The organism is Micromonospora sp. NPDC048169, from assembly GCF_040652815.1.
Taxonomy (GTDB): Bacteria; Actinomycetota; Actinomycetes; order Mycobacteriales; family Micromonosporaceae; genus Micromonospora.
This window is the reverse complement of the sequence record NZ_JBEZMS010000017.1, coordinates 76140-102576: the sequence shown is the minus strand read 5'-3', so window position 1 is coordinate 102576 and position 26437 is coordinate 76140. Positions and strand designations below refer to the sequence as shown.

The window sequence follows — 26437 nt, the reverse complement described above, 5'->3', positions numbered from 1 at the left end:
CCCTGAACCATCCGGGCCCGCCAGGTCGCGTCCTCCCTTCCGCCGGACGCGACCTGGCGGGTTTCCGCATTCGCGGGTCGGCGACGATCAGGGCGCCGGCTTGATGTTCTGGTTGAGGTGGAACACGTTGTCCGGGTCGTAGGCCCGCTTCACCTCGGCCAGCCGGGTCAGCTTGGCGGGCGGGTAGGCACGGCGGACACCGTCGGTCCCGTCGTCACTGAGCATGTTCACGTAGACCCCGCTGGCAAACGGTTCGAGCGCCGCCGCCACCTGCTTCGTCACCGCGATCCGGTCGGCGTCCTCGGCGGGATCGGTCCACGACGAGCGGACCCCGAACTCGAAGAGCGTCTGCCGGTGGCCGAACGCGGTCTCCTCGTCCGGCACCTCGGCGATCGCCCCGCCGTACGCCTCCAGCCAGCCGCCCGGCAGTCCCTCGCCGCTGCCGTCCCGCACCCCACGGGACAGGTACGCCTCGATCGCCGCGTCCGGGAACGTCGACAGGTAGTGGTCCTTTGAGAACTGGCGCAGGCCGTGCCGATCCGCCTCGTCGTCCCTGGTCTGCAGCTCGTGATAGCTCGCTTCGTACACCCGCTCGCGCACCGGCCGGCTCAGCCCGCACAGCTCCGGCACGAGGCCCTTGCCCTGGTCGGGATCGCCGACCCAGACGTACCCGACGGTGACCTCCGCGTCGGAGACCGACGCGGTGAACGTGGCCTGGCGCGGCGCAATGGCACTGAGATCCCGCCAGCCGCGCAGCACCGCCGGACCGGCGTCGATCGGGAAGGTCAGCTCCGCCACCAGCGCCCGCGGGTCGACCGCGTGCAGCCGGAACTCGAACTCGGTGACCACGCCGAAGTTCCCGCCACCGCCGCGCAGCCCCCAGTACAGGTCCGGATGCTCGGTCCGGCTCGCCCGCAGCACCTCCCCCGCCGCCGTGACCACCTCGAACGACAGCACGTTGTCGCAGCCCAGTCCGTACTGCCTGGCCAGCCAGCCCATGCCGCCACCGAGCGTGAACCCGCCGACCCCGGTGTGCGAGACACTTCCGGTCGTGGTCGCCAGACCGTGCGGAAGTGATCCGCGGTCGACCGCGCCGAGCAGTGTTCCGCCCTTGACGACGGCGGTGCGACGTGCCGGGTCGACCTGTACACCGTGCAGCGGCCGGAGATCGATCAGCAGACCGTTCTCCGGCACGGCCGGCCCGAGTGCGGCGTGTCCGCCGCACCGCACGCCGATCTCCAGCCCGGCGTCGCGCGCGGTGCGCACGGCGGCCACCACGTCCCGCACGCTCGCACATTTGACGATCATCCGGGGCCGGTGGTCGACCATCCCGTTCCAGGCGGCGCGTGCGTCGTCGTAGTCACGGTCCCCCGGCCGGAGCACCCATCCGTCCAGGCCGTCAATCAGGTCACCCATACCGCCTCCTGTCATCCCACGATGGCTTCGGCGATGGCCTCGACGAGGCCTTCCACCTGATGCATCCGGTCCCCCACGTAGAGCCGGAGGAACCGCGGCTCGTCGTCGGGGATCGGCACATACCTGTACTCCTCCTCGGTGGTGCTGACGCTCTGCGCCCACACCCTCGGTACGGAGTAGCCGAAGCTCACGCCCTTGGTGACCTGGATGCCACGCGTCCTGGCCCGCACCAGGATGTGGTCGACCACAGTGTCGAGATTGTCCCATTCGTTGCGTACGTGATCGTGGTACAGGAACGTCACGATGCCGCTGCCGTAGGGCAGGTCGGCGGCCAGCCGCCGGTCCGGGTGGTGCGGCAGCACCGGGTGGTGCACCATCCCGGCCGAGCTGACCCGAGGATCGGCGTGCAGGAGGGTCGCCACCCTCTCGGCGTTGGCCCAGATCCGTCGCATTCTCCTGCGGTGCACCGAGACCTCGTAGCGCGGGAAAAGCTCGGCGTTGTGCCGGGCGAGCACCAGGCCGGTGTTGCGGCGCAGCATGTCCATCCGCTCGGCCAGCTCGATCGGGTACGCCACGAGACCCGCGAGGGCGAAGTCCATGCCCAACTGGAGGTACTTGGTGCAGCTCTCGTAGTAGATGACCTCCAGCCGGTCGTCGGAGGCGAGCAGTGCCGGCTGCAGCGACGCGCCGGTCATCGTCCCGTCCACGACCACGGTGCAGCGTTCGGTCACCACCTCGCGCAGCCGCCGGAAGAGCTCGGGGAGGTCAAACATCCGCTGCCGCACGTTGTTCGCCAGCGGATCGACGAAGATGACCTTCGGGCGGAGCCGGACGACGTCCGCGATGAACTCCTCGACGGTGTACCCGGTCGCCCGCTCGGCCCGAATCTCGGGCAGCGCGTGGAGCTGCTGCGCCGCCTCGTAGTAGATGTAGGGCGCCAGGAGCATCGTGTCGCCCGCACGGAGCCGGTCCCGCAGCAGGAACGCCTCGATCCAGGTGTACGCCGCCATGCCGGAGGAGGTCACCCCGATTGCGAACCGGTCAGGCGGGAGGCCGAGCAACTCCAGCAGCTGGCGCTCGACCCGGATCACGGACGCGTGCGTACCGTTGCGGTCGTAGTGGATCGTCGGCCACGCCTCGGACTGGGTGCCGAAGAACTGCACCTGGGCCGACTGCCCGTAGGACTTCGCGGACCAGTCGAGCGAGTGCCGCACATAGGCCAGCGTCGCCACGCCGAACCGCAGGACCGCCTCGCTCGCGCCCAGCAGGTCCGCCGCGTCCGTGGTGGAGGCGGCGAGCAGGGCATGCTGCTGCCGGGCCATCCGCATACCGACCTGGTGCGTCGCGGCTACCAGCTGCGCGAGCACCGGCTCGTCCACCGGCAGCTCGTTGCGCACGCAGTACGTCGCGTACTCGTCGATCTCGCGCCGCGCGGCACGTAGTTCGACGAGGTAGCCGTCGAACTGCTCGCTCAGGTCCTTCACCTGCTCGGGCAGCACGTCGTCGAGCGGCGCGCCGGCGCCGAGGCCCGGTGCCGTCACGGAGCCCGCAGGGCCGCCGAAGCCGTGGTCCCCGCCCGTCATGCCGTCATGCCAGGCGATGGATCGCGTCATGAGCGCCATCGTCGCAACCGCCCGGCGCGATGAGCATCTTCGATCGTGCGGGTGTTCGGACATCCATCTCGGAAAATGCGCTCTTCGGAAGCGGCTCTCGCCCGCGAGCGCGGTCCGGGCCTAGTTTGAGAGGTGGAATGTCCGCGGTACGGAGGAGTTTCCATGACCGTCACGCCGTCCTCTGAGGCGCAGTCCCACCGGCCGACGGTGTTCGACACCCAGGAATGGCTCGACGCGTGGACACGGGCGACCATCGAGCGGCGACGTGTCATCCACCCGGGTCGGGCGCCGCGCTACCTGTTGGAATACTCGCCGTTCTGGCAGGGCCTCGAGAACGACACCGGCAGCGGCGTCGTCTGGGACCGGCCGGTACTCACTGTCGGCTCGATCTACTCCGTCTACGGCCCGGCATATCTGGCCGGTGACGAGTCGGCGGTGGCCGCCCTGGTCGACGAGACCCGCGAGCAGGCGCGAGACCTCGGTGCGGCCGGGGTCCTGGTGCTCAACCTGCCACCCGGTCCGGCCCGCCAGTGGGCCGCCGTCCGGCCGCCCGACGTCTTCGCCCGCCTGGACACCGCCTACTACAAGAACCCGGGCAGCGGACCGGACCCGGTGATGGGTGAGGTCAAGACGAGGAAGCGGACCGACTGGCGACGCCGCTGGCGCCGGGCCACCGAGAAGGGCGTCAAACTCGTCGAGGAGACGGGCCCTGACGCGGTGGCGCAGATCGACCGGGTTCTCGAGCTGACGAACGGCTCGTCGGTCAAGCACGGCTGGCCGGCGCTGTACGACAGCACCACCCTGGAGGCGGTGCTGTCCACGCCGTACGCCAGTCTGATCCGGGCCGTCTGGGAGGACCGGACGATCGGGGTGTCCGTGTCGCTTGAGCACGACCGCCGGCTCTACATCTGGGGCGCCGGCACCGACGCCAGCGTCTACCACGAGGTGAGCCCCTATCCGTTCATGCTGTACGAACTCCTCGCGCAGGGTGTGGAGCGCGGCTGGGACGTCATCGAGTTCGGCCGGGGCAACGACACGTTCAAGAAGCAGCACGGTTTCAAGGGCACCCACCTCTGGGGGCTGTGGTACGCGGCCGACCCGCAGGACGTCGACGTCTACCGCCCGCGGTTGACGACCGTGCACGAAGGCCTGCTGACAGTGGCCGGTTACGAGGGACTAGCGCAGCATCCATGACCACCGGCAGACGGACCGGGATCGCGGCGCTGCTGCTGTCCGCGGTGATGATGAACATCGCGTACACCATGCTGGTGCCCCTGGTGCCGGAGCTGACCGGGCGGTTCCAGATGTCCGCCCTGGAGATCGCCGCCGCGTTCAGCGGCTTCGCCGTGGCCAAGGCACTGACGCAGCCGATCGGCGGGATCCTGGTCGACCGCACGCCACGTCCGCAGGTGCTGGGTTTCCTGGGGATGAGCCTGACGGCAGCCGCAGTGCTCGGTCTGGCCTTCGCCGCCGCGGGCTGGCAGGTGCTGGCCTGGCGGCTCGCCTGGGGTGTGGCCGAGGGCCTCACCATGCCGGTGCTCTACCAGCTGGCCAGCTCGTTGGGAGCCCGTTCGCGCTACGGATCAGCCCGCGTGCTGGGCTGGTTCGGTGGCTGCTGCACGGCCGGCATGGTGCTCGGTCCCGCCGTGGTCGGTCTGCTGCACCCCGTACTCGGATTCACCGGGGTGTTCCTGGCCGGCGCGGTGGTGACCGCCGCCGGCGGAGTGCTGTTGCTCGGCCTCCGGACCGAGCCGGTGGAGGCCGAGCCGCCGGCCGCCGAGGCAGAGCGATGGAGCACGGGAGCCGTCCGCCCGCTGGTTCTCCTGGTGGCTCTCTTCGCGGTGCTCGACCTGATCAACAACGCGCTGTTCTCGGCGTTGGAACCGGTGGTCCCCCTGCACCTCGACACGTTCACGAGCAACGGGGTCGCCTACACCTCGGCGATCTACACGGCCGGGCTGGCGATGTTCATGGTCGTGGCCATGACCTGCGCCGGGTTCGTGGAGTCCCGGCCGTTGCTGGTGATCGCCGCGTACGCCCTCGGCGCCGAGGCGGTCGGTCTCGCCGCGGTCGGCCTGTTCGACGGCGTGGTGGCGATGGGTGCCGGCCTGCTGCTGTTCATGACGGCTCAGCCGGTGCTGTACCTGGTGACCCGGCAAGGGGTGAACCGCGTGCCGCGGCATCTGCTCGGGCGCGCCTTCGGGGCCTTCGGAATGGTGTCCGACACCGGAATGGTCGTGGGCCCGCTGCTGGGTGCTCTCGCCTACACCCAGCTCGGCATCTCCGCCTTCCTCGTCATGGCCGGCGTCGCCGCCGCGGCGGGACTGGGTGTCGCGCTGCTTCGGGTCGTCCGGAGCGATTTCGTGTCCGAGAAGAGCGTCGGGAGTCCTGCCGGCGGCGAGCCGGTGCGGGCGGAGCGATGACCCGCGCCGAGGGAGCGCGGACGGAACATCACATCGTGCCGGCATGAAGCAACATGGGAGATGACTGGTCGATCTCCGGCGGGCAGCATTGGCCTGACCAATCGCCGGGCCGACCAGGAGAGTGACGTGTCGACCGTTTCACCCAAGGTCATGGAGAACTACGCCTCGCAGGCCTTCCTCGGTAGCTACCTGTACACCGACTGGGGGGACGTCGTCCTGCCCGAGGCCCTGCCGGACCGCCGCCTCGCGCGGGCCGAGCCGCCGGTCGCGGGGCGTTTCGCCCGCGCGACGGCCGACCTCGTGGTGCAGTGGTGGCCGTCCGCGGAGCCGCCGGCCCGGGTCTTCGACGTCGGTGGCGGCACGGGCCGTTTCCTGTACGAGATGGCCCGCCGCGGCTTCGGCGACGAGGAGCGCGTGCTGTCGGAACCGGCCGACATGTTCAACGTGTGGGCGCGGCGCCTGCTGTGCGGCGAGCCGTTCGACGGCTGGTTCCCCATGCCACCGCGTGATTCCGAGCGGCCGGACTTCCGCCTCGTGGACGCCGCGGACATCCCGAAGCCGGACGACAAGGCCACCGTCTACCCGGTGCCGGCCGAACAGGTGCCCCGGGAGGCCGGCCACTTCGACCTCGTCAGCGTGCTCAACGTCGTCGACCGGGTGCCGGACCCACGCCAGGTCGTGTCGGCGGCGGCGCGGCTGCTGCGTCCGGGCGGCCTGCTCGTGCTCTCCAGCCCGCTGGCCTTCGAGAGCCAGTACACCGACGAGGCGAACTGGGTCAGCGACCTGCACGAGCTGGTGGACAGCGACGAGTGGTCGGAGGTCGGCCAGCACGAGGGCGTGCCCTACGAGTTCCTCTACTACGACCGGCACCTCACCCGCTACTACAGTCAGGTGCTCGCCGTCACCAAGCGGTGAGGCCGGCCGGAACGCACGGCAGCGCCCGGGCCGGCGGCCCCGTGCGGGGCCGCCGGCCCGGCCCTGTCACAGCACCCCGTTCGCCAGTCTCGTGACGACCTCGGTGATCACGTCGTTCGAGAGGGAGAAGGACACCCGCACGTACGGCCGCTCCGGCGGGTTGAGGTAGAACGCCTCGCCGGGCACCGTGCCGATGCGGGTCCTCTCCAGCAGGACCTCGGCTGCCTCCGTCCCGCTCGCCACTCCCATGGCGGAACAGTCGACCAGCAGGTAGTAGGCACCCTCGGGCTCGTTGGGCGACAGCCCGGCGGCCGTGAAGCCGGCCGCCAGGGCACGGCGCTTGCCGTCGTACGTGGCACGCAGGTCGCGGTAGTAGTCGTCACCCATCCGCAGCGCCCGCGCGCCGAACTCCTGCAACGGGGTGGCCGCGCATCCCACCAGCGCGTCGGCGGCGAGCCGCACCGTACTCATCAGGGGGGCCGGGCCGCAGACGTAGCCCAGCCGCCAGCCGGGGATGCTGAACGACTTCGACAGCGAGGAAATCGTCAGCGTCCGCTCGCCGAGGCCGCCGACGGTCGCCGGGGCGAGGTGCGGGTCGGAACCGAAGTAGATGTCCGCGTACACCTCGTCGCTGATGACGAGCAGGTCGTGTTCCTCGGCGACGGCCGAGACGATCATCAGCTCCGCCTCGGTGAACCGTCGCCCGCTCGGGTTGTTCGGCGTGCAGACGATCATCGCGCGGGTGTGTTCGGTGATGGCGGCCCGCAGGCCCTCCTCGGTGATCTCGAACGTCGGCGCGGCGAGCCGCACCGGTTCGGGGCGCAGGTTCAGCACCTTCAGCGCTGACAGGTGGTAGCTGTAGAAGGGCTCGAAGACGAGCACGCCGTCACCGGCGTCCAGCAGCGCCGTGAGCGTCGCCAGCAGACCGCCCGTCGCGCCGATCGTGGTCACGACCTCGGTGGACGGGTCCACGCTGAGCCCGCTGTGCCGCTTGAGGCGGTCGGCGACCGCGTCCCGGAAGACGCCCAGGCCCTCGGCGGGACTGTACGAGTGGTCCACCTTCCCGAAATCGCGGGCGCTCTCGACCAGCAACGACGGCGGCGGCGGCACCTGGCACAGCCCTTGCGCGAGGTTGATGGCATCGAGTTCCTGGCACCGCGCGGTCATCGCCCTGATCGAGGACTGCTGCATGCCGCGCATCCTCTTGCCGATCTTCGCCATGGTTGGTCTCCGAACTCCGGTAGCTGACGCTGCCGGCAGCGAGGGTGAACGGTTCAGCTGACCGCACGGCTCGTGGCGGGCGTCGCAGCGGCCGGCGCTGCTTCCATGATCGCCAGGCCGGCCTTCCGTTGTCTTCTCTCACGTTGCCGGCCCCGGCCACCACGCGACGAAGCGGCGCGACGGCACGCCGAACGGCGGATCCGCGCGAACGCCGCGCGGATCCGCCGACCGGACCGGAACTCAGGCGGGGACCTGGTCACCCCCGGCACGGGAGCCGTCCGGCGCCGTCGCCTCGGCCACCAGCGAGCCCGCGGCCGTCGTGTGCGAGCTGGCGAACAGCAGCGGATGGGCCGAACGGATGCCCTCCACCACGAGGTCGTAGGGGACGTCGTCGAACTCCCCCCGCATGAGCAGGAACTCCATGTGCTGCCGGCCCTGCTCGTCGAAGGGGTGGTACAGGCTGTCGGACAGCCCGTCGAAGTCCAGCGGCCTGATCTGGTAGAGCTTGCAGAGCATCTTGTTGAACACCGGAGTCGCCTTGACCCAGGTGCCGTTCAGGTGGACCGAGGTCAGGCTGTGGAAGCGGAAGATGTCGCCGCCGACGAGTTCCCGCAGCCGGGGCGAGGCCAGGTGGTTGCGGACGTCGCCGTAGACGATCCGGCTCGGCACGCCGACCGCGCGCAGCGCCGCCGCGTACAGGATCGACTTGTGTACGCAGAAACCGAAGCCGCGCTCGATCACCCCGCTGGCGGTGAGCCCACGGCGGGAGAGGTCCGCGCCGTACACCTCGTAGCGGATGCCGTCCCGCACGGCGTAGTACAACCGGACCGCCTTGTCGACGTCCGAGCCGCCCGCGTCGTCGCCGAGGGCATCTCGGACGAAGCCGCGCACCACGGGCGAGTCGTAGTCCAGGAACTCGGTGGCCCGTACCAGTGCCGGGTCGATGTCACTCATGTCGTGCGCCCCCCTGTCGAGCCGGCCGCCGGGGCGGTCCGACCCAGCCCCATCAGGGCCGCCACCCGCTGACGTTGGATCTCCGAGGTACCGGAGTAGATGGTTCCGGACACCGCGTTGCGCAGGTCCTTTTCCAGCCCGTACTCGGTGGTGTAGCCGTATCCGCCGAATACCTGCACGGCGGCGAGTGCGGACCGGACGTTGCTCTCACTGACGACCAGCTTGGCGATCGCCACATCGGTGGCGACGTTCTCCCCGGCGGCCATCCGCTCGGCGGTGTCGTAGAGCCACTTGCGGGAGGTCTCCAGGTCGATGCGCATGTCGACGATCCGGTTCGACACCGACTGGTAGGAACCGATCGCGGCCCCGAACTGGACGCGGGTGCGGGCGTACTCGACGCACCGCTCCAGGCGGTGCTGCATCTCGCCCAGCACCCCGGCGAAACCGCACAGGATCTCCCACCGCATCACCGCGTCGAGCACCAGCAGGCCCGCGCCGACCGATCCGACGACATGGTCGCGCGGCACCCGCACGTCGTCGAGGAACACCTCCGACAGCGGGGACGTGCGCAGCCCCATCTTGCCGATCGGCCCGCCGACGCTCAGTCCGGGCGAGTCCCGCCGGACCAGGAACGCGGTGACCGCTGTCGGGTTACCGGGGCGGCCGGTACGGGCGTAGACGACCACCAGGTCGGCGATCGGGCCGTTGCTGACGAACGCCTTGCTGCCGCGCAGCACGAAGTGGTCGTCCTGCGCGGTCGCGGTGGTGGCCATGTTGGTCACGTCGGAGCCGCCGGCCGGCTCGGTGATCGCGTGCGCGCCGATCATCGTGCCGGCGGCGATCTCCGGCAGGTACCGCTCCCGCAGCGCCGGAGAGCCGAAGCGCTGCAACGGGACTCCGGTGCTGACCAGGTGGGTGCAGGCGGAGAAGGTCAGCCCGGCGTCGCGGCAGACGTAACCGAGCCCTTCCAGGACGTACATCGTGGTCGGCAGGTCACGGCCGAGGCCGCCGTACGCCTCGGGAAAGGGCAGTCCGAACAACCCGGTCGCGCGGAGGCGCTTCCACCCGTCCCAGGAGAACTCGCCGCTGGCGTCCCGCTCCAGATGGTCCGCGCCGACCTGCCGTCCGACCTGCTCGGCCGCGTCGCGCAAAGCCCGCTGTTCGTCATTCCAGCGCATGCCCGGCCTCAGTACTGCGAGAATTCGACGGAGTCCAGGTTGTGTCGCTCCGTGCCGACGAGCGGCGGGTTGAAGATGCTGATCAGCTCGAGATCGGTGTCGGGCGCGGCGATCAGGAAGTGGGCGTCGTGCTCGTTCAACGCGTAGAGCACCCCGGGCCGCAGCTCCCAGGTCTGGGAGCCGTCCGCGGTCACCACCGAGCCCTGACCGCCGACGCACAAGCATGCCTCGAGATGGCGGCGGTACTCCAGCCGCGACTTGGTCCCTGCGCGTACGACCGTGTGGCACACAGTGAAGCCCATCTTGTCGGTCGTGAGCAGGTACCGGTAGCTGAGACCGTTGCCCCACTCCACGGGCTCGATCTCTTCCCTCGTGCGAACGATCATCAGTTTCAGTCCTCGTCCGGTCAGCCGATGGCGGCGTGGGTTCGGGCGGTGGTGACCAAGGCGGCCATGGCGTCGACCGACCGGAAGTTGTCCGGCGAGATGTCCAGGTCGTCCATGGGGATCCGGTAGTGCTCGCCGAGCCAGGCGATGAGCTGGAGCAGCCGCAGGCTGTCCACCACACCGGTGTCGAGCAGGTCGTAGCTGGAATCGAGTTCCTCGGGAGCGGTGCCCGGAAGGTACTCCGACACCACGTACCGGGTTATCTCGTCGGCGAGGCTCATATCAGCTCCCTCATCAGGTGGTCACAGACCCGACGGCGGTCGACCTTGCCGGTGGGTCCCACCGGCAGCGGTTCGGTGACCAGGCGGAAAATCTCGGGGATCGCCACCCGGGTGAGCCGGGCGGCGCAGTACGTGCGCAGGGCGAGGCCACTCGGGCCGTCGCCTCCGGTACGGACCACGGCGTACAGCCGGGTGCCGGCCGCCGGGTCGGGCAACGCGACGACGACCGCCTCGACGACCTGGTCGTGGGTCTGGATGACCCGCTCGATCTCCTCGAGGTTGACCCGTACGCCGCGGACCTTGACCTGGAAGTCGTTGCGACCGGCCAGGGTGAGCCGGCCGTCGGCGCCCCGGTGGACCAGATCCCCGGTGCGGTACCAGGTGCGCTCGCCCCGGTCGGTGACCCGGCGGAAGAACCGGTCCCCCGGGGCCTCGTCACCGAGGTAGGCGTCGGCCTGGAAGGGCGTGGCCACCACGAGCTCGCCCGTGCCGGGGCCGGTCAGCACCTGCCCCTGGTCGAGCAGTGCGACCTCCACCCCGGGGATGGGCCGGCCCAGGGGCAGCACGTCGTCCGTCGCGGCCTGTTCGGGGCCGAAAGTGTGCAGGAAGCTGTCGTTGGTCTCGGTGCACCCGTACACGTTGTGGAAGGTCGCCCGGGGGAACACGGCCGGCAGCGCGGCACGGACCCGGCGTGGGGTGTGGTCGCCGGTCAGCAGGACGTGCCGGACCTCTGGGAAGGCACTGCCGTCGCCCGCCTCGGTGAGCAGCCGGAACAACATCGGCACCGCCTGGACGACAGCCGGCCCGGCCTGCGCGAACAACTCCAGCAGGTAGCGAGGCTGGGCCGCCCGGGCCGGGTCGACCAGCACCACCTCGCCGCCGTGGCACAGGGTGGCCCACACGTCCAGCAGGCAGAGGTCGAAGTTGAGTGGCGCGTAGTTGAGCACCCGGGTGCCCGCGGTGACGCCGAACTGGCCGGCGGCCCAGTCGACGAACCGGCCCACGCCGGCGGCCGGCAGCGGGACGATCTTGGGCAGCCCGGTGGATCCGGAGGTCGTCAGCAGCAGACAGGTGCCCGGCGGGAGCGCGGGCGCCGTCCGGGCGACCGGGACCGGCCGGACCCGCAGGCCCCCGTCGTCGACCGCGAGGACCGCGGCGCACCCCGCCCGCTCGACGAGCGCGTCGAAGACCTGCGCACCCAGGTCGCTGGAGAGCAGCAGCACCGGCTGCCCGGCGGCGAGACAGGCCAGCACCGCCGCCACCGACTCCGGCGACTTGGTGGCGCGCACCGCCACCGGAGCCTCGCCCGTCGGCACGCCGGCCAGATGGGCGGACGCCTTCGCGGCCAGCTCGACCAACTCGGCGTAGCTGACCAGCCGGTCCCGCCAGCGCAACGCCGTCGCCGTGGGCGTCCGCTCAGCCTGCTCGTGGATGCGGGACGCGATGGAACCGTTCGACACCGCTTCCCCCTCTCGCATGTGCCGACCGGCAATCTCCCCCCGACCGACCCGACGCACCGATCTTCGAGTCCGCCGGGCAGATGTGCATCTTCCAAAATGCGCAGGGCCGCGGGTGCGCCGACGAGCCGCCCGACATCGGCGCGACATGCTGGTATTTCTTGACATCGATGGGATCCGTGCCCGGGGACACGGCGCCGGGTCGGCTGACCGGGCCGGGGCGGCACGGAGTCACCCGCGCTACGCGGGGCACGACGGCGCGGGGCACGACGGCGCGGGGTACGACGGCGCGGACCGCGATGCGCGTGCACGAACGGCCGCGAACGCCGACCCAGGACAGACACCGAGGAGCCGCCCCGCCGCTCGTCGCCGGCTCCCCACTCGCCGGGCGGACGGCGCGACGCCACGGTAGGTACCCGGCCGGGTCAGATATTCCTCATCGGTCACGAAGCCCGCGAGGCCACGACGAGACCGCGCGGCAGCGACGACGGACACGCGACCACGAAGCAGCACGTCGGTCGCGCTGCGCGGACATCATCGGCTCGGCCCCGTGCCGCACCACGAAGGCGGTCATCCGGCCAGGGCGGGACCATCATCCTCTCGACGCCCGTAGCGCTCGGCCGCGCGCGCCTTCGCCTTGGCGGCCTCGATCTCCCGGTCGCGGGGCGGCGCCTTCGTCACGAGGCTGTCGAGAAGGGTCCGGGTGGCCTCCGCCACGACGCGGACCGCCTCGGCGAACGCCTCCTCGTTTGCCGCCGACGGCCGAGTCGCGCCGCTGACCTTGCGAACATACTGAAGGGCAGCGGCTTCGATCTCGTCGTCGGTCGCGGGTGGTTCGAAGTTGTGAAGCACGCGAATGTTCCGGCACATGCCTCCACCATGCCAGGCCGGGGCGACAATCGGCAGGCTTCGCTCCGCTCACCGAGCGCGTACGTCGCGCGTTGGCCGCCGCGTGCCGCCCCAGCCGGCCGGTCGGCGTGGTCAGAGGCCGGCGGCGGCGTCGTACCGGCGCCGCAGGTCAGCCATCTCCGATTCGGGTAACGCCTCCCTGAGTGCCAGTTCCTCGTACTTGTCGGGGAACATCTCCCGTAGCCGGTCGACGAACCTGACGCCGGCGGTCGCCTCGACCACCTTGATGCCGGGAGGCCGGGTGGTCATGTCCATGATCACCGGGCCGACGAGTTTGACCGCCCCGTCCCAATGGCGCTTCTGTTCGGCGACGCCGCAGAGGTGGAAGCCGTAGACCGTCTGGACGTCGGCCAACGTGGCGGCCCCGGTGGGCTCGTGGCCGTAGACATGGACTCCGCAGACGACCGCCGGCACGGCCTGCTCTCCGGTTGGCACCTGTGGGGTGTGCCCGGCGTGCTGGTGCTGTGCCGGGTCCGCCTGTTCGAGGGTCGTACGCATCCGGGTCAGGATCTCCTGGCGGAGAACTGCCGGGTCCGTCTTCGGGGTGGTCGAGGTGACCACGGCGGCCGCGCCGAGCGACGCGGCCAGCAGGCACACCTCGATCCACACGAAGCGGCTTCGGTACCAGCCGCTGACGCTCACCCGGGAAATCATGCTCGTTCCTCACCTCGTCGCGGTTCCTGATGGTGGCGGAGGGCGCCGGCGGTGGGGTGGTGCGGCACGCGCCACCCCACCGCAGACGCTGTTACCGAGCGGTGCAGGTGAGGTTGGGTGTGGAGTTGGTGCCGTTCCAGGAGGCGTTGAAGCCGAAGCTGGTGGTGGCGTTGGCGCTCAGGGAGCCGTTGTAGGCGACGTTCGACGCGGAGACCGACGAGCCGCTCGACGTGACCGTCGCGTTCCAGGAGTTGGTGATGCTCTGGCCGTTGGGCCACGTCCACGCCACCGTCCATCCGGAGATGGCGGCGTTGCCGGCCCGGACGGTGACTTCGGCGCCGAATCCACCGGACCACTCGTTCGTCTTGCGGAAGGTGGCGGTGCAGGCACCGTTCCCGGCCGGCGGCGGGGTCGTGGGCGGCGGAGTCGTCGGCGGCGGGGTGGTGGGCGGCGGCGTGGTGGGCGGCGGGGTCGTCGGCGGCGGGTTGCCGCCGCCACCGAAGATCACGTCACTGCAGAGGTAGTACGGCTGGTCGAGGTGGGACGCCTGCCAGATGGTGTAGACGACGTGCCGCCCGGTGCGGTTGCCCGCGTTCACCTGCGCCTCGTAGAGCCCGGTGGTCGGGTAGCTGCCGGTGCGCAGCACCAGTTCGAGGCTGTTCCAGGTGAGGGGCTGAGTGGTCGGGTCGAAACCCTGCTTGGTGATGTAGATCAACATGTAGTCGGCACCGTGCTTGGCACCGTCGGTCAGCGTCAGCGTGAAGTTGTTCGGCATCGGCTTCGCGGTCCACGCGCCGACCGCGTCGAGCGAGGCGTACAGGCCGTTCTGGGTGCGACCACCGCTGCACAGCTGCCCGTCCGGCACCGCGGCCTGGTGATTACCGCCGACGTTCTCGCGGTACAGGCCGTTCCAGTTCCACATCGTGTTCGGGTTGGCCTGCCACGCCTGCCAGCACATCGGGTCGGTCTGCGCCATCGTGGGGTTGAGGTGGTCGGCACCCCAGCGCTCGTAACATCCGTAGTTGCGTGACGGCGGGTTGGTGACCGATCCGTGCGCCGAGGCCGGACCGGCCTGGTTGACCACGACCATCGTGAACGAGGCGACGAGAACTGCGACCGCGGCCAGTCCCAGACGGCGTGCTGTCCGTGAGATTCTCATGATGCTCCAGTGGATGCGCCGACGCCCAGTGGCCCTCGCTGGGTGCCCACCCCGGAGAAGGACGCCGATCGATTCAAGCCGCCCACCAGGTGGACGGCACTGCTGCCCAGCAGCGCTTGGCGACTCCCAGCCACGATCTTAGTAAAGACAGCCGTCAATGTAAATCGATACCGACGTATCGGTCAGACCGCGAGGGCCGCGCGCACCTCCCGCTCCGCCGTCACTCCCCCGTCGCCGTGCGAGGTGACCCGGCCGGATTCGAGGACGTGGTAGCGGTTCGCCACCCGCAGCGCGAACCCGAGGTGCTGCTCGACGAGCAGCGCGCTGAAGCCGGACTGCCGGGTCAGCTCGACGATCCGCTCCTGGATCTCGGCGACCACCGACGGCTGGATGCCCTCGGTCGGCTCGTCGAGCATGAGCAGCCGCGGCCGGGTGATCAACGCGCGGGCGATGGCGAGTTGCTGACGCTGACCACCGGAGAGCAGCCCGGCGCGCCGCCGCAGCAGCGGACGCAGCGCCGGGAACAGGTCCAGCACCTCCGCTGTCGCCTCCGCGCCGTCGCGCCGGCCGTCGGCGACGAGGCGCAGGTTCTCCGCCGCCGTCAGGTGCGGGAAGCACTGCTGGCCCTGCGGGACGTACGCCATGCCGCGCGCCACCCGCTCGTGCGGCGCGAGACGGGTGACGTCCTCGCCGTCCAGCTCGACGGTGCCGGCGGTCGGGCGCAGCAGGCCTGCCGCGACCCGCAACAGGGTGCTCTTGCCGGCGCCGTTGTGCCCGAGCACCGCGGCCACCCCGTCGGGCGGGACGGCGAGGTCCACGCCGTGCAGCACCCGGGAACGCCCGTATCCGGCGTGCACCCCACGCAGGGTCAGCATCATGCCTCCAGACCGCTGGGGACCGACCCGGCATCGACCGGGTGGCCGAGGTAGACCTCCTGCACGCGCGGGTCCGCCTGGACCTGCGCCACAGTGCCCTCGCTGAGCACCCTCCCCGCGTGCAGCACTGTGACGCTGCGCGCGAAGCGACGCAGGAAGTCCATGTCGTGCTCGATCACCACCACCGTGCGATCCCGGCTCACCGTCTCCAGCAGGGCGCCCGTGGCGTCGCGCTCCTCGTGGCTCATCCCGGCGACCGGCTCGTCGAGCAACAGCAGCCGCGCGTCCTGCACCAGCAGCATGCCGATCTCCAACCACTGTTTCTGGCCGTGCGCGAGCGTGCCGGCGAGCTGGTCGGCGCGGCCGGTCAACCCGATGGTCTCCAGCGCGGCCGCCACCTCGTCGGGGATCCCCCGCCGACGCCGGGCCAGGGTGGCCCAGCCGCGGCGGGCGCCCGCAGCGATGTCGAGGTTCTGCACGACCGACAGCTCCTCGAAGATCGTCGACGTCTGGAACGTCCGGCCGATGCCGAGCCGGCTGATCCGGTGCACCGGGCGACCCAGCAGCTCCTGGTCGCCGAAGCGCACCGAGCCGGTGGCCCGCACCAGACCGGTGATCGCGTCGACCACTGTGGTCTTGCCGGCGCCGTTCGGCCCGATCAGGAACCGGATGTCACCGGCGGGAACCTCCAGCGAGACGCCCTCGACGGCGGTGAAGCCGTCGAAGCTGACCCGCACGTCACGGACGGACAGCCCGTCCAGCCGGTCGTCGCTCATCGGTGCGCCTCCGCCCGCTCGGCGCGGCGGCGGGCCAGCGCCCACAGCGACGCCAGGCCGCCGGGAAGGAACGCCACCACCACCACGAAGAGCAGACCCTGCAGGTACGTCCAGGTGCCCGGGAAACGTTCGGACAGGGCGGTACGCGCCCAGGCGACCGCCACCGCGCCGAGCACCGGCCCGAGCAGCGTGGCCCGGCCGCCCACCGCCACACCGATGACGAACTCGATCGACGGGACGATGCCGATGAGGGCGGGCGAGATGATGCCCACCGCCGGCACGAACAGTGCCCCGGCGAGGCCCGCCATACCCGCCGCCACCACGTACGCGACGAGCTTGACCGACGCCGGGTCGTAGCCGAGGAAACGGACCCGCTCCTCGCTGTCACGTACCGCCACGAGCAGTTCCCCGTAGCGGCTGTGGATGAGCTGGCGGGCCAGCGCGAGCAGCGCGAGCAGGACGCCGGCGATGATGAAGTAGACCATCCGCTGGTTGACCGGGTCGTCCAGGTCGTAGCCGAAGAAGCCCTGGATGTCGGTGAGCCCGTTGGTGCCACCAGTGGTCCCCTGCTGGCCGATCAGCAGGATCACCATGGCGGCGGCGAGAGCCTGGCTGAGGATCGCGAAGTACGCGCCCCGCACCCGGCGGCGGAACACCAGTGAGCCGAGCCCGAAGGCGACTGCCATCGGCAGCAGAACCGTGGCCGGCAGCGCGAACCACGGGCTGGCGAACGGCCGCCACCAGACTGGCAGTTCGTCGAGCTGCCCGTACAGCTGCATGAAGTCGGGCATCCCACCGGGACCCGCGTCGGCGAGCTTGAGGTGCATGGCCATCGCGTAGCCGCCCAGGCCGAAGAAGACGCCCTGGCCGAGGGTGAGCATGCCGCCGCGCCCCCAGGCGATGCCGATGCCGACGGCCACCATGGCGACGCAGAGGTACTTGGCGAGCAGGGCCAGCCGGAAGTCCGACAGCGCCAGCGGCGCGACGGCGAACAGCAGCGCCGCGCCGAACGCGAACCCCGCCGCCGCACGCAGCCGGGACCGGCCACCCGGCCGGCTCGGAGGCGCGATGCCGGCCGGGGCCGGTGCGCCGGCGGTGCTCGGCGGCGCGGGTGTCACGGCGGTCATGCGAGGCTCCTGGTCCGCAGGGTGAACAGGCCCTGTGGCCGCCACTGGAGGAACGCGACGATCGCCACGAAGACGATCACCTTGGCGACGCTGAGGGTCGTGAGGTACTCCCCGGTGGCCTGGAGGACCCCGAGGGCGAAGGCGACGATCACGCTGCCCTTCAGCTGACCGATCCCGCCGACCACGACGACCAGGAAGGCGTCGATGATCAGGTTGGTGCCCATGGTCGGGCCGATCGGGCCGAGAAGGGTGAGCGCCACCCCGGCGAGCCCGGCCAGGCCCGAGCCGAGGAAGAAGGTCGTCCGGTCGACCCGGGCGGTGGGGACGCCGGACACCGCGGCGAGGTCGCGGTTCTGCACCACCGCGCGGATCCGACGCCCGAGCGGGGTGAGCCGCAGCGCCAGGGTGAGGGCGGCGACCGCGGCCAGGGCCAGGGCCAGGATGAACAGCCGGTTGTTGGCGACCGTCAGCCCGCCGGGCACCGCCACGTTGCCGGTGAGCAGGTCCGGCGCGCGGGTCTGCACGTTCGGACTGCCGAAGATGTCCCGGGCGAGCTGTTGCAGCATCAGGGACACGCCCCAGGTGACCAGCAGGGTGTCCAGCGGACGGGCGTAGAGCCGGCGGATCAGCAGGATCTCCAGCAGCACCCCCATCGTGCCGGCGACCGCGAACGCCACCGGCAGCGCGACCAGCAGCGACAGGCCGGCGCCGGTGATGCTCTGTTGCAGCACGTACGTGGTGTAGGCGCCGGCCATGATGAACTCGCCGTGCGCCATGTTGATGACGTTCATCTGGCCGAAGGTCAGCGCCAGCCCGAGCGCGATGAGCAGCAGCACCGCGCCGATGCTGATGCCGGTGAAGAGTTGACCGAAGAGGACTGTCACGGTGGGTACTCCCGTACTGCTGGTCGAGGGACCCGGGCGGGGCGCGGCGTCGCGGTGCCCGCCCGGGGCCGGCGTCGTCAGCTCAGGCCGCTCGCCCACGGATAGGTCTTGAGGTACGGGTCCGGCGCGATCGGCTTGCCGGAGTTCCACACCTCGCTGATCAGGCCGTCCGCGCCGACCTTGCCGATGCGGGCGGTCTTGGCGATGTGCTGGGTCTTGCCGTCGACGGTGACCAGGCCCTCCGGCGCGTCGAAGGTGATTCCGTCGGAGGCGCCGCGGACCTTCTCGACGTCGAACGCGCCGGCCTTCTCGACCATCGCCTTCCACAGGTAGACGCTGACGTAGGCGGCCTCCATCGGGTCGCTCGTCGGCTTGTCCGCGCCGTACTTCGCCTTGTACGCGGCCACGAACTTGCCGTTCGCCGTGCCGGGCGTGGTCTGGTAGTAGTTCCAGGCGGTCAGCTGACCCTCCAGGTACTGGGTGCCGATGCTCTTGACCTCCTCCTCGGCGATGGACACCGACACCACAGGCATCGCGGCGGCGGTCAGCCCGGCCGACTTGTACTCCTTGAAGAACGCCACGTTGCTGTCGCCGTTCAGGGTGTTGAAGACCGCCTTCGCGCCGGATGACTTGACCTTGTTGACGATCGTGCCGAATTCGGTGGACCCGAGCGGCGCGTAATCCTCGCCGACCACCGTCATGCCGTTCGCCGCCGCGTACGCCTTGATGATTTTGTTCGCCGTTCGCGGGAAGACGTAGTCGCTGCCGACCAGGTAGACCGATTTCGTTCCCTGAGCCTTGAGATAGTCGAGCCCGGGAACGATCTGCTGGTTGGTCGTCGCGCCCGTGTAGAAGATGTAGGGCGACTGTTCCAGCCCCTCGTACTGCACCGGGTAGAACAGCAGCGCCTTGTTCTTCTCGAACACCGGCTTGACCGCCTTGCGGCTGGCCGACGTCCAGCAGCCGAAAACGGCTGCGACCCGGTCCTCGGAGATGAGCTTCTCGGCCTTCTCCGCGAAGGTGGGCCAGTCCGAGGCGCCGTCCTCCCCGACCGGCTGGATCTTCTTGCCGAGCACGCCGCCGGCCGCGTTGATCTCCTCGACGGCGAGCATGATGGAGTCGCGGACGGTGACCTCGCTAATCGCCATGGTGCCGGAGAGCGAGTTGAGCAGGCCCACCTTGACGGTGTCGCCGGAGACGTCGGCGGTGACGCCGGCCGCGCCGCCCGCGTCACTGGTCTTGCTGCCGCACGCGGTCATGGCCGCCGCGGCGACGAGGGTCATGGCACCCGCCAGGATGCGGCGGCCCCGAAGAAGTGGCATCTAGTCTCCCTGCGGTGCACTCAAGTAGCGAAAGGACGGTCGGTGCGGTCCGGTGGAGTTGGCGATGCCGAGGTCGACGGGTGGACGTCGCCTGTGGTCATCGCATCGGATACGGGCACGCAAAGCGTTGACCGGCATGATTGCGCGGAGGTTTCCCAGTCCTTAATTGACTGTTTCCCGGGCACCCGGAGAGAACGCGTGCGAGAACGGCTGACACCGCCCCACGGGAAACGGTGTCAGCCGTGATTATTTCGCCGAAGAATTGCGCCACCACAATGGCCGGCGGACAGATTCCGCCGACGGTGGACAGGCATTCGCGGTATCCGCCCCGGAGGTAGATACTTCACGCAGGAAGCATCTTAGGGCCGGGCCGGGTGGACGTGTCAAGGGTCGATACCTGACGGTCAGATCTGGGCGAGCACTGTGAAGTCGAGACCGTCGGCCTCGGCGAGGTAGATCCGCTGGCGCACGTGCCGTCGACGCAGCTCCAGCCGACCTCGCGGCCCGTGGTACGCCACCGTGTCGGCAGCCGTCTCGATCGCCCGTACGTCGAGGGTGCGGGCCTGCCCGATCAGGGCGGCGAGCAGCATCACGCCCTCGTAGCAGGACTCCCCCAGGCTGCCCAGCGGCGGCGCCTCCACCCCGAACCGGCGGGCGAACTCGCCGTGGAAGTCGAGGTTCTCCTGCGTCACGAGGCCGGCGAAGAAACCCGCCGTGCTGTAGAGCCGCCGCGTCGCGCCCGCCCCGCTGGCCAGCAGCATGTTCTCGTCCATCAGGGTACTGAGCCGCAGGCAGCGCTGGTCCATCGCGGCACGCGCGAACGCCCTGTTGAACCGCACCGCGTCCGCGCCGACGAGCAGCATCACCACGGCGTCGGCCGCGCTGCGCTCGATCCGGCGCAACACGTCGTCGAAGTCGTGCGTCTCCAACGGCAGGAACGCCTGCCCCACCACGCGGCCACCGCCGCGCAGCGCGTACCGCTGGGCCGCCCGCGCGGTACGCCGGGGCCACACGTAGTCGTTGCCGACCACGAACCAGCGGCGCACGCCCTGCTCCCCCGCGAGCAGCCGCATCGCGGGCCACAGCTGGGCGTCCGGCGTCTCGCTGGTCAGATAGACCCCCTCGGTACGCTCACCGCCCTCGTACAGTGCGGTGTAGACGTACGGCACGCGGTGCGCGACCCGGGGCGCGAGCGCCTGCCGCACCGAGGAGATGTGCCAACCGGTCACGCCCTGCACGGCGCCCACCGACACCAGCGCCTCCACCTGGGCGGCCACCTCGGCCGGCGGGGCCCCACCGTCGACCGGCACCAGCCGCACCTCGCGGCCCAGCACCCCGCCGGCGGCGTTTATCTCCTCGACCGCGAGCTGGGCGCAGAGTTCGCAGGTCGGGCCGAACATCCCCGCCGGCCCGCGCATCGGGTAGACCAGCGCGATGCTGACCACGGCCCGATCGACGGTGAGCCACGGCGGTGCCGGCGCGGACATGAGCCCATGATTGCCCGGCCGACGTGGGAAAACCATAGCTCTCCACGGACCGGGACGAGTCGCTACCATGGCAGGGCCACCGGCCCAGGGAGTCCCATGTCAGACGTGCCCGGGGCGCCAGCCGATCTGCTGCGCTCGCTCACCCGTGCCGAACGGCTGCTCTCCCGCCGGCTGGCCGCCGTTCTGGCCGACGACGACCTGACCGCCGAGGCGTGGCGGGTGCTCTGCCTGCTGGCCGACGGTCAGGGCCATCCGATGAGCGAGGTGTCCGCCGAGGCGTCGTTGCCGCCGGGGACCCTCACCAAGCTGGTCGACCAGCTCGTCGACCGTAACCTGGTGTTCCGGCGGATCGACCCGCTGGACCGCCGGCGTATCCGGGCCTACCTGACCGCCCGGGGCCGCCGCGAGCACGCCCGCCTCGACGAGCGGGTCCGGGCCAGCCTCGCCGAGGCGGGCGTACCGGCCGACACCGCCCTGCTCGACCACCTCACCGACCTGATCGCCCGGCTCGACCCGGCCGGTCGCCGCGACGACGCCGAGGCGGCCGGCCTTCGCCGTTGACCCCCGCCTCACTCCACCTCGGTGAGCAGCGGCTTACCTTCGAGGTGGGCGCGCAGCGTGTGCGCGTCGGCAGCGGTGGCGGTCCACAGTGTTGCCGGGCCACCCGCCAGGGGCAGCCGGGCGACGGTGCCCTCGACCGTCGCGGGATCGTGGGGCAGCGACGGGTCCACCACCAGCAGCGACCCGGTGGCCGACGCGCCGCCGAGCACCGCGGGGCCGGCCCAGCCGGGCGCGCCCGGTCCCACTGCGAGCGACTGACGCAGCAGCGGCCGGCCGTCGTAGTCGACCCGGGTGTGGACGACCGCGCCGCCCGGCGCCTCGCCGTACCGGCCGCAGATCACCTCGTCGCGCCAGGTCAGCCTCGCCCCCGCGGCCAGCTCCACCTGGGACTCGGCGAGGTGGGCGCAGCCGGCGGCCGCGACCAGTTGCTCGGGCAGCCAGTGCAGTACGCCGCCGTCGCGCACCACGGCGCGGACCGCCATCCGCGACACGACGCCGGGCCGGCCGGGCAGGGCGACCGAGGCGGCGACGGTGTGCAGCCGTACTGCCGCCCCCGGTCCCACGTCGATCTCCAGCCGCAGGTCGTCGCCGGCGAGCGGGCCGGCCGCACCGCCGACGACGTACACGGTCACGCCACGACCGCCGCCGGGCGTCTGCCGCAGCAGCAGCGGCGTCTCACCGCGCAGCTCGGCGAGGACCGTGCCGCCCCGGCCGTCGGCCCGGGCCACCAGCCGGGCGTACGCGCGCATCAGGCCGGGCCGACCCGCGCGGCGGTCGGGTGCACTGCCGCGTGGTGGGCGAGTTCGTGGCGGACCCAGTCGGCGACCCGCCCCGCCGTCGGGTCGCCGACGATCGACAGGAACACGGTCGGCAGGTCGCCGCGCCGGGCCCGCGCGTCCCGGTCCATGACGGCCAGGTCCGCGCCCACCATCGGGGCCAGGTCGGTCTTGTTGATCACGAGCAGGTCGGCGGACGTCACCCCCGGTCCGCCCTTGCGCGGCACCTTGTCCCCGCCGGCCACGTCGACCACGAATATCTGCCGGTCCACCAGGCCCCGGCTGAACGTGGCGGTCAGGTTGTCCCCGCCGCTCTCGACCAGCACCAGGTCCAGCGGGCCGACCGCCTCGGCCAGCTCGTCCACGGCGTCGAGGTTGGCCCCGATGTCGTCCCGGATGGCGGTGTGCGGGCAGCAACCGGTCTCCACGGCGCGGATCCGGGCCGGGTCCAGCACGCCGGCCCGCTTGAGGAAGTCGGCGTCCTCGGTCGTGTAGATGTCGTTTGTGACCACGCCGAGTCGCAGCTCGCCGGCGAACGCCCGGCACAGGGCCGCCACCAGGGCGGTCTTGCCGGATCCGACCGGCCCGCCGATGCCGACGCGCAGCGCCCGGCCGGCTCGCGCCAGCGGCGGATGCGGGTCCACCCCCGGTTCGGGGTGGGTGTGCGGAACGGTCTCGTCGTGCGGGGCAGGATGCTGGCCGGCAGTGGGCGCAGCGGTCGGCACAGCGGTGTCAGGACGCAAAGAGACGCACCTCCCAGGTGGCATGAGCTTCGGCATGGATGTCGGCGAGGGGCGCGGCTGCCGCGGGCAGCCGCTCGGGCGGGTCGTCGGCGGCCCGGGCCGCCGCGGCGGCGGTGCCGTCGCACAGGCCGGCGAGACCGACCAGCAGGGCCTGGACCCGGTACGGGTCGAGGCCGAGCAGGCGTACGGCCGCACTGGCCGCACCGGTCACCGTCCCGTGCACGGCGACAGTGGCGGTCTCGGCGCGGCTCAGGCCGGCGGCGGCGCAGAGCAGCCCGAGCACCAACGGCTGGTGCGCTCCGCCAGGTGTGGAGGGCAGGTCGTCGAAGGACGCCTCCGGCCAGACGGCCCGGCCCGCGCGCAGCAGAGCCCGTCCCTGGCGACGGGACACGGTGCGCAGCGCCGGTGCCGCCGTCCGGGCGTCCAGCTCCGCGTCGAGCAACACCAGCGCGGAACCGCGTACGGCGGAACCGGCCGACGTCACCGCCCGGTGCGCCGCCGCCGCGAACGCCGCGCCGACCAGCCCGGCGGTGGCCAGCCGGCCGGCCAGGAACGCCTCCAACGTGGCCAGGTCGGTGACCCGGCCGGCGGCGACGGCGGCCTCCAGGCCACCGGAGTGGGCGTGCGCGCCGGCCGGGAATCGACCGTCGGCCAGCAGCAGGAGCAGACTCGACGTCGCCATCAGAACAGGAAGTACCGCTGGGCCATCGGCAGGCGTGGCACCGGTTCCGGCTCCACCACCTGACCGTCGATCCGCACGGTGAAGGTGTCCGGGTCCACCTCGATCCGGGGCATCGCGTCGTTCTCCGGCAGGTCGGCCTTGCCCCGCGAGCGCACGTCCGCCACGGGCACCACCCGCCGCCGCACGTCGAGGCGCAACCCGGCGTCGAGGGCGGCCGGCGCGACGAACGCCAGGCTGGTGGCAGACGCCGCGGCGCCGTACGCCCCGAACATCGGGCGCGGCAGCACCGGCTGCGGCGTCGGGATGGACGCGTTGGCGTCACCCATCTGGGCGTACGCGATCATGCCGCCCTTGAGCACCAGGTGCGGGCGTACGCCGAAGAACGCCGGATCCCACAGCACCAGGTCGGCCAGCTTGCCCGGCTCGACCGAGCCGATCTCCCGGTCCAGTCCGTTCGCCATCGCCGCGCAGATGGTGTACTTCGCCACGTACCGGCGGGCCCGGTGGTTGTCGGCCGCGCCGTCGCCCGGCAGCGCGCCGACCCGCTCCTTCATGACGTGCGCGCTCTGCCAGGTTCGCAGGATCACCTCGCCCACGCGGCCCATCGCCTGGGCGTCGGAGCCGATGATGGAGATCGCGCCGAGGTCGTGCAGCAGGTCCTCGGCGGCCATCGTGGACGGCCGGATGCGGCTCTCCGCGAAGGCCAGGTCCTCCGGCACGGACGGGTTGAGATGGTGGCAGACCATCAGCATGTCCAGGTGCTCGGCGAGGGTGTTGGCGGTGTACGGCCGGGTCGGGTTGGTCGACGACGGCAGCACGTTGGGCTCGCCGGCCACCGTGATGATGTCCGGCGCGTGCCCGCCTCCCGCGCCCTCGGTGTGGTACGAGTGGATGGCCCGGCCGGCGATCGCCCGCAGCGTGTCGGCCACGAAGCCGGCCTCGTTGAGGGTGTCGGTGTGGATGGACACCTGCACCCCGGAGGCGTCCGCCACCCGCAGGCAGGCGTCGATCGCCGCCGGTGTGGTGCCCCAGTCCTCGTGCAGCTTGAAACCGCCCGCGCCGGCGCGCAACTGCTCCCACAGCGCCTCCGGAGAGACGGTGTTGCCCTTGCCGAGCAGCAGCACGTTTACCGGCAGCGTGTCCAGCGCCTCGTGCATGCGGGCCAGGTGCCAGGCGTTCGGGGTGACAGTCGTCGCCCGGGTGCCCTCGGCGGGGCCGGTGCCGCCGCCGACGAGTGTGGTGACGCCGCTGGCCAGCGCCTCGGTGACGATCTCCGGGCAGATGAAGTGCACGTGGGTGTCGACGGCGCCCGCCGTGAGGATCCGGCCGTTGCCGGCGATGACCTCGGTGGCCGGGCCGATGACCAGCTCGGGGTGGACGCCGGGCATGGTGTCCGGGTTGCCGGCCCGGCCCAGCGCCACGATCCGCCCGTCGCGCAGACCCACGTCGGCCTTGACCACGCCCCAGTGGTCGAGCACCACCGCGCCGGTGACGACGGTGTCGAGGGCGCCCGCCGCGCGGGTGGCCCGCGACTGGCCCATCGACTCGCGGATCACCTTCCCGCCGCCGAAGACCGCCTCGTCGCCGCCCACGCAGTGGTCGGTCTCCACCTCGATCAGGAGGCTCGTGTCGGCCAGCCGGATGCGGTCGCCGGTGGTCGGCCCGTACAGGTCGATGTAGCGGTCCCGCCGTACGGCGCTCACCGCGCCGGCCCGTCGGTCGTCGGCGCTTCCGTTCCCGGGGCGGTCGGTGGCGCCTCGTCCAGCGATCCGGCGCACTCGCCGCGGAGACCGGGCACGACGCGTGCGCCGCCGAGCGGGACCAGCTCGACGGTGCGGCTCACCCCCGGCTCGAACCGGACCGAGGTACCCGCCGCAACGGCGAGACGCTGACCCCAGGCGACGTTCCGGTCGAACATCAGGGCCGGGTTGGCCTCGGCGAAGTGGTAGTGCGAGCCGACCTGCACCGGACGGTCGGCGGTGTTTACCACGACCACTGTGGTCACCGGCCGACCCACGTTGATCTCGACCGGGCCGGCCGCCGGCAGGATCTCCCCCGGGATCACGGGATCGGGTGGTGCACCGTCACGAGCTTGGTACCGTCCGGGAAAGTCGCCTCCACCTGCACCTCCCTCAGCATCTCGGGGATGCCGTCCTGGACGTCCTCGCGGCCGAGCACCGTCCGGCCGGCGGACATGAGGTCGACCACCGACCGTCCGTCGCGGGCCCCTTCCAGCAGGAAGGCGACGATGATCGCGACGGCCTCGGGATAGTTGAGTCGCAGGCCGCGCTCGCGGCGGCGGCGAGCGACGTCGGCCGCGACGTGGACGAGCAGGCGGTCCTGCTCGTGCGGGCTGAGGAACACGGGATTCTCCGGTGGGGATCGGCGTGGCCCGCTCGCCGTCGGCTCCGCGCGGAGCCACACCGGGCAGCACCACCCGGAGTACGAGCTGGGAGTCACACGACCGCCGCGACGCCGCCGACGGGGTGGCCCGGGACTCCACCGTCCCGGCCCGCGCGACGAGCACCCGGCGGTGTCGGTCGGATGCGGACCGCACCGCCCACCGCTTGAGCAGACCGTAGAGGATCGTCACCGGCGGGGGCAACAGGTTCTGGCACGTTCGCGCCGTCAGCTGCCG

At 71.3% G+C, this 26437-nt stretch carries 27 protein-coding genes; 4 read left to right on the top strand and 23 right to left on the bottom strand.

Going from position 1 to position 26437, the window contains the following annotated elements; genetic code table 11:
• Positions 1–87: 87 nt before the first annotated feature.
• Complete coding sequence (locus AB0D28_RS17145; protein WP_357386699.1) at positions 88–1416, bottom strand: FAD-binding oxidoreductase; 1329 nt, start codon at positions 1414–1416, stop codon at positions 88–90.
• A gap of 11 nt (positions 1417–1427) precedes the next feature.
• Positions 1428–3029 (bottom strand): PLP-dependent transferase, encoded by a 1602-nt coding sequence (locus AB0D28_RS17140; RefSeq protein WP_357386697.1) that lies wholly within the window; start codon positions 3027–3029, stop codon positions 1428–1430.
• Positions 3030–3191: 162 nt separating this feature from the next.
• Between AB0D28_RS17140 and AB0D28_RS17135 the strand changes: the two genes are divergently transcribed.
• The 3 genes from AB0D28_RS17135 (at position 3192) to AB0D28_RS17125 (ending at position 6367) form a co-directional block, all read left to right on the top strand.
• Positions 3192–4223, top strand: coding sequence for a GNAT family N-acetyltransferase (locus AB0D28_RS17135; RefSeq protein ID WP_357386695.1), 1032 nt, complete (start codon positions 3192–3194; stop codon positions 4221–4223).
• On the top strand, positions 4220–5452 hold the full coding sequence (locus AB0D28_RS17130; RefSeq protein ID WP_357386693.1) for an MFS transporter: 1233 nt from the start codon (positions 4220–4222) through the stop codon (positions 5450–5452). The genes AB0D28_RS17135 and AB0D28_RS17130 overlap by 4 nt, the downstream gene beginning before the upstream one ends.
• A gap of 126 nt (positions 5453–5578) precedes the next feature.
• Entirely contained in the window at positions 5579–6367 is a 789-nt protein-coding gene (locus AB0D28_RS17125; RefSeq protein WP_357386691.1) for a methyltransferase domain-containing protein, read from the top strand.
• A 66-nt stretch (positions 6368–6433) separates the two neighbouring features.
• Here the strand turns inward: AB0D28_RS17125 and AB0D28_RS17120 are convergent, their stop codons facing one another.
• The 15 genes from AB0D28_RS17120 to AB0D28_RS17050 all read right to left on the bottom strand — a co-directional run bounded on the left by AB0D28_RS17120 (position 6434) and on the right by AB0D28_RS17050 (position 21037).
• Complete coding sequence (locus AB0D28_RS17120) at positions 6434–7588, bottom strand: aminotransferase class I/II-fold pyridoxal phosphate-dependent enzyme (RefSeq protein ID WP_357386689.1); 1155 nt, start codon at positions 7586–7588, stop codon at positions 6434–6436.
• Positions 7589–7828: 240 nt separating this feature from the next.
• Positions 7829–8542 (bottom strand): transglutaminase domain-containing protein, encoded by a 714-nt coding sequence (locus AB0D28_RS17115; RefSeq protein WP_357386687.1) that lies wholly within the window; start codon positions 8540–8542, stop codon positions 7829–7831.
• Positions 8539–9720 carry an acyl-CoA dehydrogenase family protein gene (locus tag AB0D28_RS17110; protein WP_357386685.1) on the bottom strand — a complete coding sequence of 394 codons (1182 nt, stop codon included), beginning with the start codon at positions 9718–9720 and terminating at the stop codon, positions 8539–8541. The genes AB0D28_RS17115 and AB0D28_RS17110 overlap by 4 nt, the downstream gene beginning before the upstream one ends.
• An 8-nt stretch (positions 9721–9728) precedes the next feature.
• Positions 9729–10106 (bottom strand): ectoine synthase, encoded by a 378-nt coding sequence (locus AB0D28_RS17105; protein WP_357386683.1) that lies wholly within the window; start codon positions 10104–10106, stop codon positions 9729–9731.
• A gap of 20 nt (positions 10107–10126) precedes the next feature.
• On the bottom strand, positions 10127–10387 hold the full coding sequence (locus AB0D28_RS17100; protein WP_357386681.1) for a phosphopantetheine-binding protein: 261 nt from the start codon (positions 10385–10387) through the stop codon (positions 10127–10129).
• Positions 10384–11847, bottom strand: a complete 1464-nt coding sequence (locus tag AB0D28_RS17095; RefSeq protein ID WP_357386679.1) for an AMP-binding protein — start codon at positions 11845–11847, stop codon at positions 10384–10386. The genes AB0D28_RS17100 and AB0D28_RS17095 overlap by 4 nt, the downstream gene beginning before the upstream one ends.
• Before the next feature lie 567 nt (positions 11848–12414).
• Positions 12415–12714 (bottom strand): DUF2277 domain-containing protein, encoded by a 300-nt coding sequence (locus tag AB0D28_RS17090; protein WP_357386678.1) that lies wholly within the window; start codon positions 12712–12714, stop codon positions 12415–12417.
• Positions 12715–12825: 111 nt separating this feature from the next.
• Positions 12826–13407: a hypothetical protein gene (locus AB0D28_RS17085; protein WP_357386676.1), complete on the bottom strand. Its 582-nt coding sequence runs from the start codon at positions 13405–13407 to the stop codon at positions 12826–12828.
• 91 nt (positions 13408–13498) lie between these two features.
• Positions 13499–14566: a lytic polysaccharide monooxygenase gene (locus AB0D28_RS17080; RefSeq protein ID WP_357386674.1), complete on the bottom strand. Its 1068-nt coding sequence runs from the start codon at positions 14564–14566 to the stop codon at positions 13499–13501.
• 182 nt (positions 14567–14748) lie between these two features.
• Positions 14749–15444 (bottom strand): urea ABC transporter ATP-binding subunit UrtE, encoded by a 696-nt coding sequence (urtE, locus tag AB0D28_RS17075; protein WP_357386672.1) that lies wholly within the window; start codon positions 15442–15444, stop codon positions 14749–14751.
• Positions 15441–16217: an urea ABC transporter ATP-binding protein UrtD gene (gene urtD / locus AB0D28_RS17070; protein WP_357386670.1), complete on the bottom strand. Its 777-nt coding sequence runs from the start codon at positions 16215–16217 to the stop codon at positions 15441–15443. The genes urtE and urtD overlap by 4 nt, the downstream gene beginning before the upstream one ends.
• Positions 16214–17344 carry an urea ABC transporter permease subunit UrtC gene (urtC, locus tag AB0D28_RS17065; RefSeq protein WP_357386668.1) on the bottom strand — a complete coding sequence of 377 codons (1131 nt, stop codon included), beginning with the start codon at positions 17342–17344 and terminating at the stop codon, positions 16214–16216. Before urtC ends, urtD begins: the two co-directional genes overlap by 4 nt.
• Entirely contained in the window at positions 17341–18228 is an 888-nt protein-coding gene (gene urtB, locus AB0D28_RS17060; protein WP_357386666.1) for an urea ABC transporter permease subunit UrtB, read from the bottom strand. The genes urtC and urtB overlap by 4 nt, the downstream gene beginning before the upstream one ends.
• Positions 18229–18305: 77 nt before the next feature.
• Positions 18306–19550 (bottom strand): urea ABC transporter substrate-binding protein, encoded by a 1245-nt coding sequence (urtA, locus tag AB0D28_RS17055; protein ID WP_357386664.1) that lies wholly within the window; start codon positions 19548–19550, stop codon positions 18306–18308.
• Between the two features lie 404 nt (positions 19551–19954).
• Positions 19955–21037 (bottom strand): substrate-binding domain-containing protein, encoded by a 1083-nt coding sequence (locus AB0D28_RS17050; protein ID WP_357386662.1) that lies wholly within the window; start codon positions 21035–21037, stop codon positions 19955–19957.
• A gap of 96 nt (positions 21038–21133) precedes the next feature.
• Here AB0D28_RS17050 and AB0D28_RS17045 point away from each other — a divergent pair, with 96 nt between their 5' ends.
• Complete coding sequence (locus tag AB0D28_RS17045) at positions 21134–21598, top strand: MarR family transcriptional regulator (protein ID WP_357386660.1); 465 nt, start codon at positions 21134–21136, stop codon at positions 21596–21598.
• A gap of 8 nt (positions 21599–21606) precedes the next feature.
• Here AB0D28_RS17045 and AB0D28_RS17040 read toward each other — a convergent pair whose 3' ends face one another.
• The 6 genes from AB0D28_RS17040 to AB0D28_RS17015 are packed head-to-tail and all read right to left on the bottom strand — an operon-like array spanning position 21607 to position 26163.
• A complete protein-coding gene (locus AB0D28_RS17040; RefSeq protein WP_357386658.1) occupies positions 21607–22347 on the bottom strand; it encodes an urease accessory protein UreD in 741 nt (246 codons plus the stop codon).
• Complete coding sequence (gene ureG / locus AB0D28_RS17035; RefSeq protein ID WP_357386656.1) at positions 22347–23117, bottom strand: urease accessory protein UreG; 771 nt, start codon at positions 23115–23117, stop codon at positions 22347–22349. Before ureG ends, AB0D28_RS17040 begins: the two co-directional genes overlap by 1 nt.
• On the bottom strand, positions 23107–23799 hold the full coding sequence (locus AB0D28_RS17030) for an urease accessory UreF family protein (RefSeq protein ID WP_357386654.1): 693 nt from the start codon (positions 23797–23799) through the stop codon (positions 23107–23109). The genes ureG and AB0D28_RS17030 overlap by 11 nt, the downstream gene beginning before the upstream one ends.
• Positions 23799–25502: an urease subunit alpha gene (locus AB0D28_RS17025; RefSeq protein WP_357386652.1), complete on the bottom strand. Its 1704-nt coding sequence runs from the start codon at positions 25500–25502 to the stop codon at positions 23799–23801. The genes AB0D28_RS17030 and AB0D28_RS17025 overlap by 1 nt, the downstream gene beginning before the upstream one ends.
• Entirely contained in the window at positions 25499–25864 is a 366-nt protein-coding gene (locus tag AB0D28_RS17020; protein WP_357386650.1) for an urease subunit beta, read from the bottom strand. Before AB0D28_RS17020 ends, AB0D28_RS17025 begins: the two co-directional genes overlap by 4 nt.
• Positions 25861–26163 carry an urease subunit gamma gene (locus AB0D28_RS17015; RefSeq protein WP_073827834.1) on the bottom strand — a complete coding sequence of 101 codons (303 nt, stop codon included), beginning with the start codon at positions 26161–26163 and terminating at the stop codon, positions 25861–25863. Before AB0D28_RS17015 ends, AB0D28_RS17020 begins: the two co-directional genes overlap by 4 nt.
• Positions 26164–26437: the final 274 nt, after the last annotated feature.